The organism is Fictibacillus enclensis, from assembly GCF_001457035.1.
GTDB classification, from domain to species: domain Bacteria; phylum Bacillota; class Bacilli; order Bacillales; family Fictibacillaceae; genus Fictibacillus_C; species Fictibacillus_C enclensis.
The window spans coordinates 719,120-735,870 of record NZ_KQ758617.1; the positions used below are offsets into that span (position 1 = coordinate 719,120).

Sequence of the window (16,751 nt, forward strand, 5' to 3'; positions counted from 1 at the left end):
AAAAATGGTTTTAAGGCAGCTTTACACCTCTGGAAGACACATAGAGTTCATACCACTCTTCCCGGGTCATGATTTCAGAGATACGGACGGCATCGGCTGAATCCTTGATTCGCTGAACATTGGTCGTACCGAGAACGGGCTGAATCTTTGCGGGATGGCGCATTAGCCAGCCAAGAACGATGGCTTCAAGCGTGGTTTCTTTTTCAGCCGCCATTTTGGCTACCAAATCCTTGGTTTGTGCTTCTGCTTCTGTTAATTCTATGGAACTGTTGCCGGAAAAAATGCCTTTAGCCAGCGGGGACCATGCTTGAACTTGAATATCCTTTCTCATGCTATGCTCCATCAGACCACTTGTGAAATGAACGGACAAACCAGCTTCCTGATTGACGTGAACCCCTTCATCGGCAAAATCCACTTTGTTTAAACTCATTTCAAGCTGGTTAACTATCAGCTTTTCATCCATAAAGGCTTCCAACAGTTCTATCTGAGACTGGTTCATATTGGATACGCCGAAATGGCGCACTTTACCTGAGGATTTCAACTTTTCAAAAGCTTCCGCCACTTCTTCAGGTTCCATTAGCGGATCCGGGCGGTGAAGCAGGAGAATATCTAAATAGTCGACAGTAAGCCTTTTCAAAATCTCGTCCACAGAAGTAAGGATATGTCTTCTTGAAAAGTCATACCGCCCTGGGCCAATATCATCCGCAAATCGAATTCCGCATTTGCTCTGGATTACCATTTGTTCACGCAGACTCGGATTTCCCTGGAGTACGCGCCCAAAGGCCTCTTCTGCTTTGCCCATCGTATAAATATTTGCATGATCAAACATGGTGATACCGGTTGAGAGTGCCGCATCCACAGCCTTTTCTGTTTTTAATACTTCATCATCCGAAAGGGGGCTTCGGTCCCAGCTTCCGCCAAACCCCATACAGCCCAGTGCCAGTCGGCTGGATGTAATTCCTCGCTTTTCCAAAGGCATTTTGCGCATTATGTAACCTCTTTTCACTTGGATAATAACTATCAAGAACATTGTAGTCAGGCTTGGCCAAAAACTGCAACTATTACGATTAGGCAGAACAAAAGCCTGCTGTTGGCTACAGCAGGCTTTTTTCTAATTATGCGTTATGCTGATCAGAATCTCCCCAGCATTCCACGTTTTTTAAACCAGGAATACTGTTTTCGGTAAACACTGGATCTTTTCCTTGCTTCTTTTGTTCTTTGTGGAAATGGTGTTAGCCTGTACGGAATTGAAGGCAAGACCGAATGTGATGGAAATAAGAATAGAGAAAATGATTCGAAACCTAACATATATAGCTGTTCTATACGAAAAAAACTACATCTCCCGATGACGGAGATGCAGTCTGATTTAGCTGTAAGAGTGTCTCATATGGTCGGATACGATCTGCTTGTGGATCAGGAGTTCCACCAGAGAGTAAGCAAGAGCAATCAGAAACGCGCCCCAAAGTGATACATAAGCACCAGCCATAAACGAGCTGATCACATAAACCAGCAGATACGAAAGAACAAAATCTGCGATAAATGTTAACCAAAAGGGTAAACGGGGCAAAAATATATATTCCATAAGTACAGCAAGCGGAGCCAAAATTATTGTGATGATCAGAAAGGGAAGCGGCTTGTTGAAACTCACTCCTTCAAACCAAAAAGTGCACAGAAGAAGAATCAGCGGAATACTGATTATCTTCAGCAATAAACTTTGCATAATGACAATCCTCCTTTGTCCACCTTTATTTTTGACGTATTGTTTAAAATTATGCTGATACTACAGATTATTGTTTTGCTGGCTGATTTCTCCTTCGTCCAAATAAAGGTTTACCCGTTCCAGGTTTTTATGTTCGTTAACTGAATCCCCCGCTATATAATCTTCTGATCCAAGTGGATGATCGGCGGATCTTCCAGCAGCAATTGTCATTTCTTCTTCTTTGGGAGCATTGGAAAGCATGTTTTCAGTAACGGTCGGTTTCTTTTTCATAATGGCCTCCTTACAGCAGCTGTTTCAGCTATTTTCATTTAGCGTACTCTGTATCATCAGTCTCTATTCCGCTGAAAAAGGATTGGACAAAACTAACATAAAATAAAAAGATACGGGGTATAACTTAATTATCTTGAATGAAGGAGGTCATTGCCCGTGGAGTACTCTTTGTATAAGAAAGATGGAGCCTTTCCCTGCGATGTAACGATTGATGTGGATAATAACATTTATACTGTCCGGGACAGCGATACAACAGGCCAGATCTTCCAAAGTGCACCAGAAGTCGCCTCCTGGATTAAACAAAATTGGGCACCGGATCAGTTCGAGAAACCTGATGATTATTATGATTTAGTCAATACACTCGAGTCATCACTGCAGGAAGATGAACTGGGAATATAAAAAGGAAGCCAGACGATGGTCTGGCTTCCGCTTTTTATGGTGGAGCCTCATTCGGTTACAGAAATAAAATTAAAGGATTGAACGTTGAATAATCCTCCATCGGTCAGTTTCAGTTCAGGGATGACAGGAAGAGCTAAAAAAGAAAGGGTAAGAAATGGATTATAATCCTGTGAGAAGCCAATGCGGCGCAATGCTAAATTTAGCTGCTTCAGCTGTTTATAAACTTCGATATGGCTTTGGTTACTCATTAAACCGGACAATGGAAGTGACAGGGAAGCAAGAATGTCTCCATGCTCGACCACAGCCAGCCCGCCTTTCATAGAATCCACGGCTTTTATCGCTGCAAGCAAGTCTTGATCGTTTGTCCCGGCTGCGACAATATTGTGAGAGTCATGAGCAACGGTGGATACAATCGCTCCTGAAGTGAGACCGAGCCCTTTTACAATTCCACGGCCTATGCGGCCAGTGGCATGATGGCGTTCTGCAACAATAAGCTTTAATTGGTCTTTATTCACATCCGGAATGAATACGCCGTTTGAGGAACTCACGTGTTCCTGCACATGCTTCGTTACAATACGGTTGGGGATGATTTGAATAATATTCGCTTTCTTCTTACCAGAGATGTGAATCGCCAAATCCTCGTTGCCAACCGGTTTCAACAGTACGCTGTTGGTGATGGTTAAGGGTGGGGATATGGCCTTTGGAGAAGGCTGAATCATTTTCCCTTCGGAAGCCACTTTTACTCCCTTCTTATAGACATCCTTAATCTGAAAACTGGTAAGATCGGTCAACAAAATAAAGTCGGCATCAAATCCCGGGGCAATTGCTCCTTTTTCCTTCAATCCAAAACATTCAGCGGCATTGAGAGTAGCCATTTGAATGGCAAGCAAAGGACTGAAGCCTTTTTCAACCGTGAGTCTGACATTATGGTCAATACTGCCATGGTCCATCAGATCATCAAGATGTTTATCATCAGTGACAAAAAGACATCGCCGGGCGTTTTTTTCTGTTACTGCATCAAGCAATGCTGTTAAATCTCTTGCTGCTGATCCTTCACGCAGCATGACATACAGCCCTCGGGACAGTCTGTCACGGACTTCCTGGGGAGTCACGCATTCATGGTCTGTACGAATGCATGCCGTTCCGTACACATTGATTCCATCGGCAGGAATCCCTGACGCGTGGCCATCGACATGTTTATTATGTAGCAACGCATCTTCAATTTTCCTTGTCATTTCCTTTTCACCGGAAAAGACGGCAGGATAGTTCATAACCTCGCCAAGACCGATGACACGCTCATGCTTGTAATAGGGATAAAGATCTGAAGCGATTAATTCTGAACCTGCATGTTCAAATGGGGTGGCAGGTACACAGGAAGGTAGCCCGATAAACACATCAAGAACGATGTTTTCTGATGCTCTTAACATGTAATCGATCCCATCTTTTCCGCTCACATTTGCAATTTCATGGGGATCGGCCACAACGGTAGTCACCCCATGCGGGACAACGATATCGGAAAACTCCTCTGGCGGAACCATGGCTGATTCAATATGAACATGCCCATCAATCAGGCCTGGACAAAGATATGCACCCTCTGCATCTAGTTCTGTTTTGCCTTCATATGTTCCAATTCCAACAATTTTACCCTGGGTTACCGCTACATCCGCCTCAATGACTTCAAGATTGAATACATCGATAATTTTGCCATTTTTAATGACCAGGTCGGCAGGAACCCTTTTAGAAGAGGCGGCAATCAATTGTGAAAGAGGGTATTTTTTATTTTTCATGGTTTTGGCTCCTTCCGAACGGTATTGGACCGGGCAGCAATCCTTGCACCCGGCCCAGGATGAGAAATTAATGGCTTCCCCAGATAAAGTTGATAATAAATGCGAGACTGATCACATACATCATCCAGTGCATGTCTTTATGCTTCCCAACCGCAAGTTTTAAAACCGTATAGGAAATAAATCCGAAAGCAAGTCCTTGGGCAATGCTGAAAGTCAGCGGCATGAGGATAATGGTCAAAAAAGCAGGGATGACATCCGTAAAATCGTCAAAAGAAATGGATTTAATTTCGCTGAGCATCAAGGCACCAACCAAAATTAAAATGGGTGCAGTTGCTACGGATGGAACAAACGCGATAAGGGGAGTGAAAAGAAGACTCAGGAAAAACAGGATGCCTGTTGTTAAAGCTGTCAGTCCCGTACGGCCGCCCTCTGAAATGCCTGTCGCATTTTCGACATAGGCGTTCATAACTGTACCACCCATGGCTGCGCTTGCCATGGTGCCGATTGCGTCGGCTTGCAGGGCTCGGTCCAGGTTTTCAATTTCCCCATTTTCATCAGCAAGTCCGGCTTTATTGGATAGGCCAATGAGGGTTGCCAGATTATCAAATAATTCAACGATCGTAAACGAAAATAGAATTGACAGGATGCCATATGCAAAAGCGCCTTTCAGGTCCATGGCAAGGAACGTTTCTGAGAGGCTTGGGAGGGACAGGGAAGCAATGTCTTTCACACTGTGCGGGTAGTCAATAAAGCCTGTCACCATGGCCGCTATGGAAGTCACAAGGATGCTGATCAATAACGCGCCTTTCCATTTCTTTGACAGTAAAAACGAGGCAAAAAGCAATCCGAACAGCGCAAGCAGCGGTCCGGCTTCTGTTATTTTGCCCAGGCTGACAAAGGTATCTTTGTTGGCAACCACAATCCCGGCATTTTTTAAACCAATAAAGGCGATAAATAAGCCGATTCCGACAGAAATGGAAGATTTCAGGAGCGGAGGGACACCGTCAACAATCCGTTGGCGGACACCGGTGATTGTCAAAATAAAGAATACCATCCCTGAGATAAACACCGCTCCGAGAGCAGTTTGCCAGCTTAAACCGGCGCCAAGCACCACTGTATACGTAAAAAAAGCGTTCAATCCCATACCAGGTGCCACGGCAACAGGGAAGTTGGCCCAAAGTGCCATTAACAGTGTACAGAACACACTGCCATAAATCGTTGCTGCCAAAGCAGCTTCCTTCGGGATACCTGCGTCCGCAAGAATGGAAGGATTGACGAAGATAATGTAGCTCATTGTGAGGAAGGTGGTGATGCCTGCAAGAATCTCCGTCCTGATAGTTGTTTTTCGTTCTTCCAGCTTAAAAAAGCGGTTCAAAGAAAATTCTCTTCCGGCTCTTTCTTTTCCTGCTCCTGACATAAAAATACACCCCTTTTCTTTTAGTAGAATCCATTAACCCTAAAATAATTAACCGGCTTGAAGGGGAGGAATTCCTGTGATGACGAAAGCTCTTTCAATGCAGTGGGGGTGAGACAGGTTAATTTGTACATCCTATGTAAAAAAAACAGGAATATTCTCCTGTTCTTTAAGTGCAGCAGAGGTCCTACTGAAGCGGTTCAATAAAAACGTACATGATTCCTCCGCAAATTCCGCCGTCTTCATAAAGAAGACCGCTTGTCAGATCGACGTTATGTGTAACCGGTTTTCCTGTTTTAATCACTTCAAGTGCTTTTTTGATGACCTCACCTTCACCGCAGCCTCCACCAATGGTTCCGATGAGGGCTCCTGTTGAAGTGATGATCATTTTTGACCCCGTTTTACGTGGAGTCGATCCTTTGGTAGAGACAATAGTGGCGAGCGCGGCCCGTTTCTTGATTTGCAAAAACGTGTGAATCACGTTGATCATTTCGTGTTCCCGCAACGTGTTGTCCCCTTTCTGAACCCCTTTTTGGCCAACTCACGGATATGGGAACTGAGCGGTTCTCCGCTCTTTTTGTTTCTCACGGCAAGGATTTCAGCGAAAATGCTGACTGCAATCTCTGCTGGTGTCTCTGCTCCGATATCCAATCCAACAGGGGTGTGGATGTGGGTAAATGTTTCTTCGGGAAAATCATTGCGGAGTTGTTCAAAAACACCTGCAATTCTGCGTCTGCTTCCGATCATACCGATATAAGCTGGGCGATCCTTTCTGGACAATAACTGTTGCAGGATCAGCACATCGAACTGATGCCCTCGCGTTAACAGCAGAATGTAAGTGGAATTTTGCAGGGGAACATTTTGAAAGTAGGAATGAAAAGATTGGCAGCACAGTTCGTCTGCACAAGAAAAGCGTTCCTTATTCACAAAGGAAGGGCGGTCATCAACCACAGTCACCGAGAAGCCCAGCATGTTTCCCATTTGTGCGACCGGTTCCCCGACATGGCCCGCTCCTGCAATGATAAGATGCGGAGAAGGAGGGAAGGCTTCATGAAAGATGGTGTACCGTTTATTTTGCCATTGAAAATCAAGGGAAGACGTGTTCTGCTTTGAAAAAGAAGGGGCGCAAAATGCAGCGGTGGCACGTATCAAATCATCGGACACCCCTTTTTCTCCATAAGCGGTTTCTGATAAAAGAAGGATCCGTTTGCCGATCAGTTCAGGACTTGCTTCTGTGAATGTCACAAGCGAAACCGTTGTCCGGTTTAAGATGGCTTCTGAAAGTTTATGGTACAGGACTTCTTTTTTCATTGGCGCACATCCCGGGATTTCAGCGCCTGATAAATTCGTTCGGGTGTGGCTGGAAGATGCATGATTCGTACTCCTGCTGCGTCATAAATCGCATTCATGATGGCGGCGATAATGGGGATCATCACAACCTCTCCAATACCCTTTGCCCCAAAAGGCCCGGTCTCTTCCGTGCTTTCAACCGGGAAGGTTTCGATAACGGGAGTCTCCCTGATGGTGGGTATGATGTAGTTTGTAAAATTAGCCGTTTGGTGATAACCGCCTTCCATTAATACATCCTCATACAGCGTGTAGCCGATCCCCATGACAGCACCGCCTTCCGCCTGCCCCTCAAGACCCTGAGGATTCAGCACTTTTCCGGCATCGGGTATGGAAACGACACGAAGAACTTCTGTTTCACCGGTAAGTGTATCGACTTCAACTAAAGCAAGATGAGTTAAATATCCGTATAAATGATGAGGAGCGCCTCCTGATCCGGGAAGTTCTTCTTTTTCTTTTGGAAGCATGAAATGGCCCTCTACCTTTGTTGAAAGCCGGTTTTCTTGTAGGTAGGCATAGAGTTCTTCATAGGTTGAAGCTTGTTCCCCATTCTCTGTTATTGCGTAATATTCATTTTCACCAATCAGTATATTTTCCGGCTCCACCTTATGCAGGGCAGAAGCTGCTTCAGTCAGGAGACGGAACATATGGGGAACAGCAGCTGCGATCGCTTTGCCTCCTGTATATGTGGAACGGGAGGCGGTAACAGTTCCGCTGTCGAGCGTTTTTGCTGTATCACCCTGGATGACTGTTATTTTATCAATATCACAGTTTAAAAGCTCTGCTGCCACCTGGGCATATACTGTGCTGTTGCCTCCTCCAATATCCTCACAACCGACCCCAATCTTAAACGTCCCATCCGGCATCAGTTCAATGGTGGCTGCCCCATAGTCTGGCAGACCGATTCCCATGCCGACCGCATGAAAAGAGGTGGCTACTCCGATTCCCCGTTTTTTCCACGGTTCGCTGCTGTTTTTTTTATGAGTTTCCCTGTTTTTCCAAAGCTCGCAGTTTTCAGCGGTCTCCAGTGTTTTTAATGTACCTACGCTGGTTTTTAATTCGTGCCCGATGCTTGAGCGGTCTCCTTTTTCATAAGCGTTTTTCTTTCGAAGCTCAATGGGGTCCATGCCGAGTTTTTCGGCGATCATATCCATGTGGGTTTCTATGGCTGCACACACCTGATTAACGCCGAAGCCTCTGAATGCTCCGGAGATACCGTTATTGGTATAGACGCAAAATCCTTCCAGGTCAACATTCGGAATCTTGTAGGGGCCGCAGCAATGTTCGATCGCCAGCGCGATGACCGCACCTCCAAGCGAGGCGTAGGCTCCCGTATCGGCAACTGCGCGCACCTGATTGGCAAGCAGGGTGCCATCCTTTTTTGCTGCTGTTTTCATTTGTACCTTGAACGGATGCCGTTTGATGCCGGCAATCACGGATTCTTCACGGGATAAATGTATTTTAACCGGTCGGCCGCCGGTATGAAGGGCAAGAAGGGCCAGGTAGATTTGAACCGTGATTTCATCCTTACCTCCGAATGCTCCTCCTATCGGATGCGAAATCACCCGGATTCTCGCGGGATTCATCGCGAGCGCGCGGGCAATTTGCAGGCGATCTCTGTACGCATACTGCCCGGGGCAGCGAATAGTCAGCATTCCGTCCGGCTCCACGACTCCCCATCCGCCTTCTGTTTCAATAAAGGCATGCATCTGGCGTGGAGAATAAAAGGTGTTCTCCAAAATCACATCCGCTTCTTCAAAGGCCGCTTCCGTGTTGCCGTTTTTAATGATGACATGACTATGAATATTGCCGTTTTCGTGCAGGGAGGGAGCATCGGAAGACATGGCAAATTCCGCATCAGTCACTGGGTTAAGCCGTTCATAATTCACTTCAATGAGCGAGAGAGCTTGTTCGGCGATTTCCTTTGTTTCTGCCGCAACCAAAGCAACCGCATCACCCGTACAGCGAACCACATCACGGGCGAGAACAGGCTGATCCGGCACAACAATGCCAAATCCGTTAAAGCCCGGAATGTCTTTATGGGTTAAGACACAGACAACACCCGGTAATGATTCCGCCTTTGACGTATCGATGGATTCGATTCTTGCATAAGGATACTTGGAACGAAGGATTTTCCCCCAGACCATCTGTTCAAAATGGTAATCTGTCATATATTTTAGCGTGCCTGTTACTTTTTCTGGTGCATCCATCCGGGGGACTCGTCTGCCAATATATTTAAAGTGGTTTTCTTTCATTGTCTGCCCACCTTTTCATTAAACGGTACAATCCTCTTTCTAAAAGGGCACTCGCCATATCTCTGCGATAGGACGCCGAGGCACGGATATCGGAGATCGGCATGACTTCCTTCCACGCGACGCTGCTTATATTCGATATCATGTCATTTGATAGTTCTCCGAGAGAGAGCATAGCTTCACACTTTTTCGCTCTCAGGACGGTAGGACCCACGGAACCGAAAGCGATTCGGCCGCCTAAACACTCCTTTGTTCCTTCCTTCATGGACAGGCTGATCGCCACATTCACGATGGAGATGGATTGGGCTTTGCGCGGACCGAGTTTTTGAAAAATACCGATGTCATGTTTACCACGGATTTTAAAGGAGATTTTCGTGATGATTTCATTAGGGAAGGCCACTGTTTTACCTGGCCCGATAAAAAAATCTTCTGCGCTGACTTGCCGTTTTCCGGTTATTGAGGTGAGCTCAATGCTGGCTCCTAACGCAAAAAGAGCGGGTATTGTATCGCCAGCAGGGGAAGCGGTGCCAATATTTCCGCCGATTGTGCCCATATTTTGCATCTGGGCTGCCCCGACTTCCCGGCTGGCTTGTACGAGGACATCGGCATGGTCCTGCAACAGGGGAGACGAGATGATTTCTGAATGGGTGGCCAACGGCCCGATATGGATTTCATCTTTTTCGATAGCGATAAATTTTAATTCATCGATGTTGTTCAAATTCAGCCAGCAGTCATGCTGCCATTTTCCTTCCTTCATGCGAACAACCGCATCGGTTCCCCCGGCCAGCAGCCTAAAGCTGGCTTTATCATTTTCAAGAAGGTAAAGGCATTCCAGGAGAGAGTGGGGTGAAAGCATATCTATCTCTGAAACATACATTACAGATCCTCCCTATAAGCAGCTTCATAATCGTCCGGCGTGTTCAAGTTTAAAAGAATGCGAGGGTCAACGGTTTTCAGCAGTTTAACCCTTTTATGGTGCTTTTTAATGATGCTCCGCAATCCTTCCGTCTCTTCTGTAATCAGTAGCAGCTCGGAATAAAGAAGGCTTGGCAGAAGAGTCGGATGCCCCCGTTTCCCGTTATGGACAGGGATGATAATAGATTCTGGATCGGATTTATGAAGCTTGTCCATTTGGCAGAGAACCTCAGACAAAAGAGGCTGATCAACCGCAGCAATAAGGACACCGGTCGAATTCTTATCCATGCCATGCCATCCGATTCTGATGGATGAGCATTTTCCAGAAGAATAGTCGTTATTCTTTACTATTTTCACAGAGCTGCCATTCAATTCCCTGCTTATTTCAGCGGCTCCAAAGCCGAGTACGGCCACCACATCCTTAATCCCTGCGTGTTGAATGGTTTTAACCTGATAAGCGATAAGAGATAGCCCCTGCCATCGAAGAAGAGCTTTGTTTTGGTTCATACGGGAAGACCTGCCTGCCGCAAGCAGAATACAGGATAGGCTGGAAGCGGTCATGCTCTAAAGTTCCCTGAACGTCAGTTGTTTTTCAGCTGCTGTTTGAACGGCCTTCAGTATTTTTGTATAGCCTGTACAACGGCAAAGGTTGCCGCCTAGTGCCTGCTTGATTTCGTCCAGGCCGGGCAGGTGGCCGATGCTGTTCAAATAAGATCTTGCAGATACAATCAGACCTGGCGTACAGTAGCCGCATTGGGTAGCCCCCTCATCCATAAACGCTTGCTGGACGGGATCCATATTTTCCGGTGTGCCAATGCCTTCCACTGTAATGATGTTTTCCCCATGAACCTGTCCGGCGAGCACGAGGCAGGAACAAACTGGCAGGCCGTTTAGCGACACGGTACAAGAACCGCATTCTCCCTTGCCGCAGCATTCCTTACTGCCGGTTAAACCCGCATCTTCCCGGAGAACCTCCAGAAGTGTTTTCGAAGGACTGCATGTAACCGAAATCTCTGTTCCATTTACGAAAAAATCAATGGTCTTCATTGTCCGACCTCCCAATATAATTTTAGGACAAATCAACATGCTCTTTTGGGCTAGCACTAAATGAAGTTTGTACAAATATAGTAGGTTTTTTCAAAAACATTCCTATTTTCATAGCTTTTAAGGGAGGTGATGTTGAGAAATTCACAAGAATAACAAACATCTGGGAGGGAAGCAGAATGGCTCAATTGAAAACGTGGAAAGTAGGAGTACTTGGTCTGCAGCATGTTCTTGCCATGTATGCCGGAGCAGTCATTGTACCGCTCATCGTTGGACCGGCCATTGGGATGAATGCCCAGCAGCTGGCCTATCTGATCTCTATTGACCTGTTTACCTGCGGAATTGCCACCCTGCTGCAGGTTATTGGCGGTAGGCATTTTGGTATCAGGTTACCGGTCATTCTCGGCTGTACATTCACAGCTGTGGCGCCCATGATTGCCATTGGAAAACTTGAAGGAATTACGGCGATTTATGGCGCGATTATCGCCTCGGGACTGGTCGTCATGGTGCTTTCACAGTTTGTCGGCAAAATCCTTAAATTTTTTCCGCCGGTTGTAACAGGTTCAGTTGTACTCATTATCGGGGTGTCGCTGATCCCGGTTGCCATGAACAATGCGGCAGGGGGACTTGGATCGAAAGGATTTGGCAGTCTGGAAAATTTGGCACTTGCAAGTTTTACATTCTTGCTGATCATTTTAATTAACCGGTTTTCCAGAGGCTATGTCCGGGCGATCTCTGTATTGTTATCTCTGATCGCGGGAACCGTTCTTGCTTCCTTTATGGGGATTGTGGATGTCACCCCTGTTAAAGATGCGTCCTGGTTTCATATGGTACAGCCGTTTTATTTCGGAATGCCTGAATTTCACGTTTCGGCCATACTCACCATGTCTATTGTCGCCATTGTGAGCATGATTGAGTCTACCGGTGTATTTCTCGCGTTAGGGGACATTTGCGACCGGAAGCTTGAATCCCGGGACATTAAGAAAGGCTTGAGGGCAGAAGGATTTGCTATTGTGATTGGCGGAATTTTTAATTCCTTTCCCTATACATCCTTCTCACAGAACGTTGGGCTTGTGGCATTGACAAAAGTAAGAACAAGAAATGTGGTCATTGCCGCTGGCGGCTTTTTAATACTTCTGGGCCTGCTTCCCAAGATTGCGGCTCTCACCACCATTATTCCAACGGCAGTCCTTGGCGGGGCGATGGTACCGATGTTTGGAATGGTCATTGCTTCAGGTGTGAAAATGCTGTCACAAGCCGATTTTTCAAGCAATGAAAATCTTCTGATTGTCGCTTGTTCGGTAGGAATCGGGTTAGGAACTGCCGTCGTTCCCATGGTGTTCAGCGAGCTTCCGGACGGTGTAAGGCTCCTTGTGGAAAATGGGATCGTCATTGGAAGTTTAACGGCAATTTTGCTGAATCTAGTATTTAATTTCAAGTCTATGAATATACATGAGCAGGAAAGGATGAAGCAGCTGAAAGCCGATGGGGACGCAATATAACAGCTTATGGTTCGGGGACGGCGATCTGGCCCCCTGCCAGTACCGTTCCTTATCACTGTTTTGTTCTAAAAAAGTCTAAAGGAGAGTCGGAAATGGATCTGATTTTAAAAAATGCAATGATCCCACAAGGAGACCGGACGGTAATCACCAACATTCTCGTGCATGAGGGCAGGATTACCGGCTTTTGCAATGATATTCAAACCTTAAATGCGGACAAGGTACTGGACATGGAGGGCAAACTGGTGGTTCCAGGCTGTATTGATCCGCATACTCATTTTATGGATCCAGGGTTCACCCACCGGGAAACGTTTGCGACAGGTTCACGGTCAGCGGCAGCGGGAGGATTAACGACCATTATTGATATGCCATGTTGTTCCAAGCCTTCTGTACGAGATGGGGAGAGCTTTCAGAAAAAAATCGCTCCAATCCGGGGACAGGCGTATATTGATTATTGCTTCTGGGGCGGCATGACGGGAGAGGATGCCCGCAATGGCTGGATCGATAACATCTATCCACAAATCGATGAAGGTGTTGTAGCGTTCAAGGTATACATGACGCCATCCGTGCCAACCTTTCCGAAAGTGTCCGATGGCGAAATGCTGGAGATTTTTCAAAAAGTCGCAAAAACAGGAATGCCAATCGGGGTTCATGCGGAGAACTATGATATTTGTACCTTCTATACAGAAAAGCTGAAGAATGAAGGAAGGGAAGATGGCCCGGCCTGGGCAGAAGCACGGATGGCGCTTGCGGAAAAAGTAGCCATTGAACTTATTATCAGCTATGCAGAAGCCACGGATGCGCGTGTTCATGTCGTTCATATGAGCACCAAAGAAGGCGTTAAACTGGTACGTGAAGCGAAAAAACGCGGTGTTAAGGTGACATCGGAAACGTGTCCTCATTACTTGATGCTGAATGCACAGGACTCCATGACCGAAAGAGGAACCTTTGCCAAAATCGCTCCTCCTCTGAGAGGCAAGGACGATAACCAGGCTCACTGGCAGGCATTGGCAGATGGAACTATTGACTTTGTAGGCACAGATCATGCGCCATATGAAATCGCAACTGAAAAGGCCGCAGCCGATTCTTCCATATGGAACAGCTTCCCTGGCATTCCGGGTGTGGAGACCATGGTTCCGATCCTGGTCAGCGAGGGACTGAACAAAGGACGGCTGTCGCTATCCCGTTTTGTTGAAGTAACAAGCAAGAATGCCGCGGTTCATTATGGCATCTATCCGAAAAAAGGAGCCATGGAAATCGGCAGTGATGCCGATTTTACGGTTATTGATCTTGATCATGAGTGGGTCATTGATGAAAAACAGACAGAGTCGATGGCCAAATACAATCCATTGCACGGAATCAAGCTCAAAGGGCGCCCGGTGCGGACGATCTTAAGAGGAACCGTTGTCTATGACTATGAAAAAGGCGGAATTACAGGTACAGCCGGATACGGAGAATACGTGAAACGACAGAGCATCCAGCGCCTTGAGCGAATGCTGAAGTATGAAAACTATGAAACGGCAAATCAACCATCAGCCGCACGGCAGCAGCTGGAAAAAAGCAAATAAGAAAGGAGATGCCTATGGAATTGAGGGGAAAGAAGCATGTGGTTGTGGTCATTGACATGCTGAATGACTTTATTGGGGAAAAAGCGGCACTTCGCTGTGAAAATGGAGAGAAAATCGTTCCAGCCATTAAAGAGCTCGTGGACTTTTGCCATGAAGAGAATATACAGGTTGTGTTCGTCCAGGAAGCTCACCGGCAAAATGACCGTGATTTCCGGGTCCGTCCTGTTCATGCGATAAAAGGAACATGGGGCTCGCAGTTCATTCCCGAACTTCAGCCGGATGAAAGCAAGGGAGATTATGTGGTTCAAAAAAGAAGACACAGTGCATTCAGCTATACCGATTTTGATTTGTTCTGCCGGGAAGAGGAAATAGATACCGTCGTGCTGACAGGGGTATGGACCAATGTGTGCGTGAGAAGCACCGGTTCTGACGCGCTTTATCATGGCTACAACGTGATTTGCCTGTCGGATTCCACAGCCTCCAAGGATGATTCAATGCATGAATCCGGACTTCGGGACATTGATTTATTCGGAGACATCATGACAACGAAAGAGTACATGGAAGCGGCAAGAAAAAAGTTCTCGAATAACAACCAGGTCGTATAATCTGCCATGGGCCAAAACAAACGGATCATTGTCGGTGTAACAGGAGCGAGCGGTGCTCTGTATGGCTACTCGCTCGTCCGGGCCCTGCATCAGCTGGGAATCGAAACGCACCTGATCGTTACCCAGATGGGAGAAAAGGTGCTGCAGTTTGAATGCGGGATCAGCATGGAAGCACTGAAGCCGTATGCTGAGATTCACAGCAATAAAAATTTATTTGCTTCCATTGCCAGTGGATCTTTTTTAACGGATGGAATGGTGGTTGTCCCTTGCTCGATGAACTCGCTCGGTTCACTTGCTAATGGTGTCGGTGACACATTGCTCAGCCGTGCTGCGAGCGTCGTGCTGAAGGAGAGACGGCAGCTGATCGTTGTCCCAAGGGAAGCTCCTTTTCATCTCATCCATCTTCAGAACATGACGAGGCTTGCGGAGGCAGGAGCCTGCATTATGCCCGCTTCACCAGGTTTTTATCATAAGCCGAAGGAGATTTGGGAGCTGGTGAACTTTATGTCCGGGAGAATTCTGGACATGTTGGGAATTGACCATGCGCTTCTGGAGCGATGGGGGGAGAAAGAATGAATCCAGCCACACTTCGTTCACTGCTGGACCAGTGGGATTCCGAACAAAAGCTTCTTCGTGTAAAAAGAGAGGTGGATCCGCTTTATGAACTGGGAGCCGTCCTTAAATCAAAACAGGGAAAGCAGCCGTTTTATTTTGAAAACGTAAAAGGCTATCACTCTCCCATGGTCGGAGGCCTCGGAGGAGACCGCCAGCTTGTAGCGGACAGTATCGGTGTTCCTGTCAATCAGCTTATTCCAAAAATCATCCAGTCGATTGTAACTCCCATCCCAACCCACTTGGTGGCCTCCGGGCCAGTGCATGACAATGTCATTCTCGGCTCGTTCGATTTGGATACTCTTTTCCCCATCCCTACGTTTCATGAAGAGGATTCAGGTTCTTATTATGTTTCAGGAATTCTTGTGGTCAAGGACCCTTCAGGCCTAAGACGCTACACGTCCATCAGAAGGATGCAGTTTCTCGGAGAGAACAAGACCAGTGTTCTTATTACTTCCCCCGAATTGCTTCATCAATTTTATGATTATGAAAAGCGGAATGAACCGATGGAAGTTGCCGTTATGTTTGGTGTTGTTCCGGCCGTGGTTCTCAGCTCACAAATCAGCACGCACCTGTACCATACCGACAAGCTGGATGTAGCGGGAGCATTGATCGGCCAGGCGCTGGATGTGGTTCAGTGCCGGACGGTCGATCTGGAAGTTCTTGCTGAAGCCGAGATTGTGCTGGAAGGAAAGGTGCTGCCTCATGCAAGGGAGTTGGAAGGGCCGTTCGGTGAACTGGCCGGATATTATGGAACCCGCGCATTGCAGCCTGTAATTGAGTTTTCTGCGGTTACGTACCGTGATCAGGCCATTTGCCAGACGATTTTCCCATCAAGTTATGAAGAACGGCTGCCCATGGCGCTCGTACGTGAAGCCACGCTGTTGAGCACGGTCAGACAGACCGTGCCCAATGTAAAAAAAGTTCATATCACCATGGGTGGTGTGGCCAGGTTCCACGCGGTGATTCAAATTGAAAAGGTAACAGAAGGGGACGGGAAACAAGCTGCTCTTGCAGCTTTTGCCAGTGATAAGGATCTGAAGCATGTGATTGTCGTGGATGAAGATGTGGACATCTTTAACCCGGAAGATGTGGAGTGGGCGCTGGCGGTAAGGGTGCAGGCCGACCAGGATATTTTCATTGTTCCGGGTGCAAAGGGCTCGCCTCTTGAAGCCTCTCACAACCTTAGAGGGGTCACGGCGAAGATGGGTGTGGATGCAACTGTTCCTTTGGACAAAAAAGAGGTGTTTAAGCGGACCTCTGTTCCGTTTGGTCCGATTGATTTAAAAGATTATTTGTAAACAAGGAGGAACGCAGGA

The 16,751-nt window shown here is 46.9% G+C and carries 17 protein-coding genes; 6 read left to right on the top strand and 11 right to left on the bottom strand.

Translation table 11 applies throughout. The annotated features are described in order from the left end of the window. Positions 1-10: 10 nt before the first annotated feature. The 3 genes from AS030_RS03800 to AS030_RS03810 form a co-directional block, all read right to left on the bottom strand. On the bottom strand, positions 11-988 hold the full coding sequence (locus AS030_RS03800; protein ID WP_061968571.1) for an aldo/keto reductase: 978 nt from the start codon (positions 986-988) through the stop codon (positions 11-13). Positions 989-1,366: 378 nt separating this feature from the next. Continuing rightward, positions 1,367-1,720 carry a DUF2512 family protein gene (locus AS030_RS03805; RefSeq protein ID WP_061968574.1) on the bottom strand — a complete coding sequence of 118 codons (354 nt, stop codon included), beginning with the start codon at positions 1,718-1,720 and terminating at the stop codon, positions 1,367-1,369. A 60-nt stretch (positions 1,721-1,780) separates the two neighbouring features. After that, entirely contained in the window at positions 1,781-1,990 is a 210-nt protein-coding gene (locus tag AS030_RS03810; protein ID WP_061968577.1) for a hypothetical protein, read from the bottom strand. Positions 1,991-2,146: 156 nt separating this feature from the next. On the opposite strand from AS030_RS03810, the gene AS030_RS03815 reads away from it, so the two are divergent. Beyond that, a complete protein-coding gene (locus AS030_RS03815) occupies positions 2,147-2,389 on the top strand; it encodes a hypothetical protein (RefSeq protein WP_061968580.1) in 243 nt (80 codons plus the stop codon). Between the two features lie 47 nt (positions 2,390-2,436). Here AS030_RS03815 and ade read toward each other — a convergent pair whose 3' ends face one another. The 8 genes from ade to AS030_RS03855 all read right to left on the bottom strand — a co-directional run bounded on the left by ade (position 2,437) and on the right by AS030_RS03855 (position 11,151). Then, on the bottom strand, positions 2,437-4,176 hold the full coding sequence (ade, locus tag AS030_RS03820) for an adenine deaminase (protein ID WP_061968583.1): 1,740 nt from the start codon (positions 4,174-4,176) through the stop codon (positions 2,437-2,439). Positions 4,177-4,243: 67 nt separating this feature from the next. Then, positions 4,244-5,593: an NCS2 family permease gene (locus AS030_RS03825; protein ID WP_061968585.1), complete on the bottom strand. Its 1,350-nt coding sequence runs from the start codon at positions 5,591-5,593 to the stop codon at positions 4,244-4,246. 184 nt (positions 5,594-5,777) lie between these two features. Further along, positions 5,778-6,095, bottom strand: a complete 318-nt coding sequence (locus AS030_RS03830) for an XdhC family protein (RefSeq protein WP_240482201.1) — start codon at positions 6,093-6,095, stop codon at positions 5,778-5,780. Continuing rightward, entirely contained in the window at positions 6,077-6,901 is an 825-nt protein-coding gene (locus AS030_RS03835) for an XdhC family protein (RefSeq protein ID WP_061968588.1), read from the bottom strand. The genes AS030_RS03830 and AS030_RS03835 overlap by 19 nt, the downstream gene beginning before the upstream one ends. Next, on the bottom strand, positions 6,898-9,192 hold the full coding sequence (locus AS030_RS03840) for a xanthine dehydrogenase family protein molybdopterin-binding subunit (RefSeq protein WP_061968590.1): 2,295 nt from the start codon (positions 9,190-9,192) through the stop codon (positions 6,898-6,900). Before AS030_RS03840 ends, AS030_RS03835 begins: the two co-directional genes overlap by 4 nt. Beyond that, positions 9,173-10,066 (bottom strand): FAD binding domain-containing protein, encoded by an 894-nt coding sequence (locus AS030_RS03845; RefSeq protein WP_061968593.1) that lies wholly within the window; start codon positions 10,064-10,066, stop codon positions 9,173-9,175. The genes AS030_RS03840 and AS030_RS03845 overlap by 20 nt, the downstream gene beginning before the upstream one ends. After that, positions 10,066-10,665, bottom strand: a complete 600-nt coding sequence (locus AS030_RS03850) for a nucleotidyltransferase family protein (RefSeq protein ID WP_061968597.1) — start codon at positions 10,663-10,665, stop codon at positions 10,066-10,068. The genes AS030_RS03845 and AS030_RS03850 overlap by 1 nt, the downstream gene beginning before the upstream one ends. A 3-nt stretch (positions 10,666-10,668) precedes the next feature. Beyond that, on the bottom strand, positions 10,669-11,151 hold the full coding sequence (locus tag AS030_RS03855) for a (2Fe-2S)-binding protein (RefSeq protein ID WP_061968599.1): 483 nt from the start codon (positions 11,149-11,151) through the stop codon (positions 10,669-10,671). 176 nt (positions 11,152-11,327) lie between these two features. Between AS030_RS03855 and AS030_RS03860 the strand changes: the two genes are divergently transcribed. The 5 genes from AS030_RS03860 (at position 11,328) to AS030_RS03880 (ending at position 16,733) form a co-directional block, all read left to right on the top strand. After that, positions 11,328-12,650, top strand: a complete 1,323-nt coding sequence (locus tag AS030_RS03860; protein WP_061968602.1) for a nucleobase:cation symporter-2 family protein — start codon at positions 11,328-11,330, stop codon at positions 12,648-12,650. 92 nt (positions 12,651-12,742) lie between these two features. Then, complete coding sequence (gene allB / locus AS030_RS03865) at positions 12,743-14,215, top strand: allantoinase AllB (protein WP_061968605.1); 1,473 nt, start codon at positions 12,743-12,745, stop codon at positions 14,213-14,215. 14 nt (positions 14,216-14,229) lie between these two features. Next, positions 14,230-14,820 carry a cysteine hydrolase family protein gene (locus tag AS030_RS03870; RefSeq protein ID WP_061968606.1) on the top strand — a complete coding sequence of 197 codons (591 nt, stop codon included), beginning with the start codon at positions 14,230-14,232 and terminating at the stop codon, positions 14,818-14,820. Positions 14,821-14,826: 6 nt separating this feature from the next. Next, the gene (locus tag AS030_RS03875; RefSeq protein WP_061968608.1) at positions 14,827-15,396 is read left to right on the top strand and encodes a UbiX family flavin prenyltransferase; all 570 of its coding nucleotides are present in this window, start codon (positions 14,827-14,829) and stop codon (positions 15,394-15,396) included. Further along, positions 15,393-16,733, top strand: coding sequence for a UbiD family decarboxylase (locus tag AS030_RS03880; RefSeq protein WP_061968610.1), 1,341 nt, complete (start codon positions 15,393-15,395; stop codon positions 16,731-16,733). Before AS030_RS03875 ends, AS030_RS03880 begins: the two co-directional genes overlap by 4 nt. Positions 16,734-16,751 lie beyond the last annotated feature (18 nt).